At 38.9% G+C, this 4,397-nt stretch carries 7 protein-coding genes and 2 pseudogenes; 4 read left to right on the top strand and 5 right to left on the bottom strand.

Annotated features, from left to right (window positions below):
* Positions 1-19 precede the first annotated feature (19 nt).
* Positions 20-397, bottom strand: a pseudogene (locus ACFIJW_RS07700) (glycoside hydrolase family protein); the annotation flags it as partial.
* Between the two features lie 41 nt (positions 398-438).
* Between ACFIJW_RS07700 and ACFIJW_RS07695 the strand changes: the two are divergent.
* From ACFIJW_RS07695 to ACFIJW_RS07685, 3 genes are read left to right on the top strand one after another with little or no spacing between them, the layout of a single operon-like run.
* Complete coding sequence (locus tag ACFIJW_RS07695) at positions 439-711, top strand: toxin HicA (RefSeq protein ID WP_375633831.1); 273 nt, start codon at positions 439-441, stop codon at positions 709-711.
* Positions 701-1,018: a type II toxin-antitoxin system HicB family antitoxin gene (locus ACFIJW_RS07690; protein WP_375633830.1), complete on the top strand. Its 318-nt coding sequence runs from the start codon at positions 701-703 to the stop codon at positions 1,016-1,018. Before ACFIJW_RS07695 ends, ACFIJW_RS07690 begins: the two co-directional genes overlap by 11 nt.
* Before the next feature lie 42 nt (positions 1,019-1,060).
* Complete coding sequence (locus ACFIJW_RS07685) at positions 1,061-1,207, top strand: CopG family antitoxin (RefSeq protein WP_375633829.1); 147 nt, start codon at positions 1,061-1,063, stop codon at positions 1,205-1,207.
* 46 nt (positions 1,208-1,253) lie between these two features.
* Here ACFIJW_RS07685 and ACFIJW_RS07680 read toward each other — a convergent pair whose 3' ends face one another.
* Together ACFIJW_RS07680 and ACFIJW_RS07675 are read right to left on the bottom strand one after the other, a co-directional pair.
* Positions 1,254-1,532 (bottom strand): hypothetical protein, encoded by a 279-nt coding sequence (locus ACFIJW_RS07680; protein WP_006589100.1) that lies wholly within the window; start codon positions 1,530-1,532, stop codon positions 1,254-1,256.
* Positions 1,529-2,268, bottom strand: a pseudogene (locus tag ACFIJW_RS07675) (antA/AntB antirepressor family protein). The gene ACFIJW_RS07680 and the pseudogene ACFIJW_RS07675 overlap by 4 nt, the downstream one beginning before the upstream one ends.
* Before the next feature lie 381 nt (positions 2,269-2,649).
* On the opposite strand from ACFIJW_RS07675, the gene ACFIJW_RS07670 reads away from it, so the two are divergent.
* Entirely contained in the window at positions 2,650-3,735 is a 1,086-nt protein-coding gene (locus tag ACFIJW_RS07670) for a hypothetical protein (protein ID WP_375633828.1), read from the top strand.
* Positions 3,736-3,763: 28 nt separating this feature from the next.
* Here the strand turns inward: ACFIJW_RS07670 and ACFIJW_RS07665 are convergent, their stop codons facing one another.
* Both ACFIJW_RS07665 and ACFIJW_RS07660 read right to left on the bottom strand, forming a co-directional pair.
* The gene (locus tag ACFIJW_RS07665) at positions 3,764-4,120 is read right to left on the bottom strand and encodes a hypothetical protein (protein ID WP_375633827.1); all 357 of its coding nucleotides are present in this window, start codon (positions 4,118-4,120) and stop codon (positions 3,764-3,766) included.
* Between the two features lie 117 nt (positions 4,121-4,237).
* Positions 4,238-4,397, bottom strand: a 160-nt coding sequence (locus ACFIJW_RS07660; protein WP_375632674.1) for a major capsid protein, incomplete at its 5' end; no start/stop codon positions are given.

Here is a 4,397-nt window from a genome sequence, read left to right as displayed (position 1 = left end):
TTTTTTTTCATCCATAAGATCATAGGCGGTGCTCCTGAAAGCGTTTAGCAACAAAGAAAATACCAGCACATGCGGCTAAAACCATAATGGTTGCCAAAGCCCATTGGATTGGTTCATTTCCTGCTAACAAACCACCAAGTCCAGAAAAAGAGCCAATAATCGGTGCAAGGGCTTCGGCTTTGAAAATCCCCGTTGATGCTTGCGTTTCTACTGTTTGATAATTGGAGGAAACAAAAACCCCTTTCGCCCATAAGCCTGTTTCTGCCGCACGCCGGTGTGTGAGACCTTCAAGACGCTTCCCGCCTGCTTTGGTCCATTTCTGTAGCTCGGCAGGGACGGCTTCATATTCACCTTGATTGAGATTTTTTAACAGTGTCGAGTTACAAAAGGCTCTTGTTAGTTGACGCTATTTCTAAAAATGATTGACTAGGATTAATAATGATACTATCATTGGTTATGAGTAATAAAGTTGAAAAAATAATCAGCTTGATGAAAGCATCACCAAAGAACATTAAGTTTTCAGATTTGTTGGCTGTATGTGTCTATTTCTTTGGAGAACCACGGAACAATGGTACAAGCCACTTTGTTTTTAAAACACCGTGGCTTGGTGATCCTCGTGTGAATATTCAAAAAGATTCTAGTAACAAAGCAAAAGCTTATCAAGTCAAACAAATCTTACAAGCGATAGAAAGGATGAAACATGAACAATAATCATTATACATATCGTGTTTTGTGGTCGCAAGAAGATGAGGAATATGTCGGATTGTGTGCAGAATTCCCATCCCTTTCATGGTTAGATGCTCAAGCAGAGAAAGCTTTAAAAGGTATTATGGACCTTGTTTCAGAAGTTGTTGAGGACATGCAACATAATGGAGAAGAAGTTCCTCTGCCTTTGTCACATGGTAAATATAGTGGCAAGTTTCAATTAAGAATACCACCAGAACTCCATAGAAAACTTTCAATACAAGCCGCTGAAAATGGTGTGAGTTTAAACAGATACATTTCTTCTAAGCTTTGAATCTTTTAAAAGTCTATACGTACTAAAAGAAAACTAATTCTTATGAAAACCTCTAAATTAAAACAAATACCCGTTTTTAAGACGGATGAAGAAGCAGAAAACTTTGTTGATACTGCCGATCTTACAGATTATGACTTAACTGATTTTAAATCCGTTCATTTTGAGTTCTTACCTAAAGAAGTCTCTTGACTACCTCCCCACCTTTAACGATAGGGAGGGGAGTTTTGTTTTTAAGTTAAGCAACCTTTTTAATGGGGTTGTCTAAATTTGGTTCATAAGTTCGCAACAAAGAATCCATACGATGTGGAAGTTCTGAAGCTCCAAAATCTGTCAAAATTGCCAAGATTTTTGTAATATTGGGCACGTCATCTTGAAGCTTTAAAACCAGAGCATCTACGACCGATTCCATAACCTCAACTATAGCATTGCAATCCTCATCTCCAATGCCTCGATGGTTAGAAAGCTTAAACAATGCCATCCACAAATCGCACAAAAAATCGACACTGCTATTCATTGTACACCCCCATGGATTTGTTCTCTCAAACATGCTAATCCTCTGGAGGTAATTTTTGTTGAAGGGAGTACCTTTTCTGTACCATCCGGTCTTTGAATGGTGATAGCGGGACAATCCATGAATCCTTTCTTGATTTTATCCTGATAAGGTAACAGAGGCGCCCCTGGAGCCCGTCGATAGACCCAATCATTTTGTCGCAAGTAATCGGTTAAATCCTTAGGTCGTACTTCCAACATCTTTGCTGCTTCGATAAGCCAAACAGACCATCAGAACGCTTTAAACCTTCTAAAGCTTCTGCTTTTGGTGCTAATTCAGCAATCACATGATCTTTCTGCTCAATTTGACTTTGTAAGTGATTTAAAACACCAAGCAATGCTTCGGGTTTGGAGTAGTCAACTTGTGGTGTTGCTACTTGTTTCAAAAGCCGTTCACATTTGATAAAGTATAAACGAGCTTCTCTACCTTTCTTATTATTCTCAAGCATAGAAAGCTCTTTTGCTACACTTAAAGTTAGATGATAATCTTTAGAGGGACGACCACCTTGGAGGTTTTCCCCAAAATTGGTGAAAACTAAATAATCCTGATTTTCTAATAAATTATATTTGTTGATGCGATATTTAATCCAAGTAGAGAAATCTTTACCTCCTTCCAAAAACGCATGCAATTCACGCGCATTAACAGTTTGAACAGTTTCCTGATCAATAACCTGTTCTGATATTTCTATAAGTGTGTTCATAATGAACTCCTAGTTGTTAGAGGTTTCTTAATGACACTCTAAAAGAGTGCCGGGCGCTAAGAAACACGGCAACTAGCCCGTCGTTATGCTTTCCCCGAAAGGGTATTATATGGCATAACCACACCCGACAATATTATTATACGCATGTAGCATACAATGAGTCAAAGCTTTTAAATTGCGGAAAACGAGTTATTTCGGCAACCAATCCGCTAGTTGTTTTAAGGTGTTTCTTAGGCACATGATTCGATTATTCATATCCTTATGATGATGTCAAGCATTAATATCACTTTTTTATAAAATATATGGTACGTCTTTACTTTATTTGTCGATTCACTCTAAATTCACCAGCATTATTTTTTATTTATAGCGGAGGGGAAAATAATGCTCGACATACTTGATACAATTGCAATGATAGTGTGCTTGTTATCATTACCAGTGATGATTGTCGGACTCGTTTTAATATGTATAAAGAAATGGCGGAAAAACGGACTGAAAACTCTTGGTATTGGAGTTTTATTATTTCTCGGCTCTGCAATATTAGGTGCGTTTTTTTTCCACAAAAATGAACCAGATCAAGTTGCAGACAATAACGAGATTGTTACCTCCTCCTCGACTTCGTCAATAGATGTTGCTACTCAAAACGAAAGCGTGACTCAGGTACCAGCTGAGGATACTGATAAGCAAATTACCCCCACTCAAGTTAACAAACCAGACAAAGATGATGGATTAGGCTTTTGGGGATGGTTTTGGTTAATTTTCTTTGCGTTTTTTGCGTTTTCCATTTTCGCTTATTGGCAAGATAAACGCAAAAAACGTTTTGAAGAGAAAGTTCCAGAACAGGCTTCAATGTCGCTCCCTCCTGCACATCCTTCTTCTGATTTCTCAGTTGTTAATAAAACGTTTCCAGCAATTGAAAACGAACGGTGGGAAAAGGGGATCAAGATTTTTCTCCTTTGTGCTCTATTGATTGGGGGCATAGTAGCAATAATAAGTATTTCACCATGGTTATTAGTAGCCATTATTATTGTTTTACTTTTGGTGATCGCTCACTACTCTGAAAAGAAAAAAGTAAAACTTTTTGAAGAACAAGTTGCAATGTTGCTACCGGATATTAAAGTGTCTAGTTTTTCTGAAGCGTGTAAAATGTTTCAAGAGCTTGACGCAAGCGAATATGAATATCGTTTAGCACACAATGAAAAATTGTTGGGGGTTCAAGAACGCGTTTTCTTTGATATTAATAAAAAGATCACACTTAGAGGACGTCTTTTGGTAACCGATCAAGCCATTGTATTTGAAAGTCCTGAAAAGAATGAACGAACCACTTGGACACGAATTGCATCAGTAGCTATAACATACCATGAATGCCAAATCAGTCTCCGTACCGGCATACCACGGAATTACCGATTCACTGCTTTTTCAAGTCCAAGGTTTACAGCAGTAATTCGAGTTCTGGGACAGTTTTATTGATTTTTAAACACACAAGATAAAGATACGTTCATTGTTTTATCTCCCGCAAGATAAGCTTATACATACCGGATTCTGAAGCTTGGACATCTGTGACCACGAAGTGTTCTTGAGAAGAGGGGGCTTTGTTGTTTTGAGGTGAGATGATCACAATACTATCTTGAGGTTTTGGTGGTAACCCCCCAATATCATTGATACAAAGATCAAGTTCCTTTCTTGCAATTGTGGTGGGGATTCTGCCACCAGCCTCCGATTCTGAATGCTTAATGCCGTAAATCGCTGTGATACGAAAAGATTGCTGGTTGTCTTTTCGTGTGTAGATGACGGGCTGCCCAAAGGTGTTGCGTACATCTTTAACCATTTGATTTAGCAGCCCGTGCCATCGCATGTTATTTCGCTCCTATAACTGCTTTGAACAGCATTTCAGGGNGTGTAGATGACGGGCTGCCCAAAGGTGTTGCGTACATCTTTAACCATTTGATTTAGCAGCCCGTGCCATCGCATGTTATTTCGCTCCTATAACTGCTTTGAACAGCATTTCAGGGCGTGTGCAAATGTAAAGCGGATAGCTATAGACCTCCGGTTTTACCCATGCATTACGGTCGTGGTCGACGATAAGCATGGTGTAGAGCGGTTTTCCAACCGTGTTGGCAAAATCCAAACTT

Origin of the sequence: Bartonella sp. MM97QHHN (genome assembly GCF_042194285.1) — a bacterium.
In the GTDB taxonomy this organism is placed as follows: domain Bacteria; phylum Pseudomonadota; class Alphaproteobacteria; order Rhizobiales; family Rhizobiaceae; genus Bartonella.
This window is presented reverse-complemented; position numbering and strand designations above follow the sequence as displayed.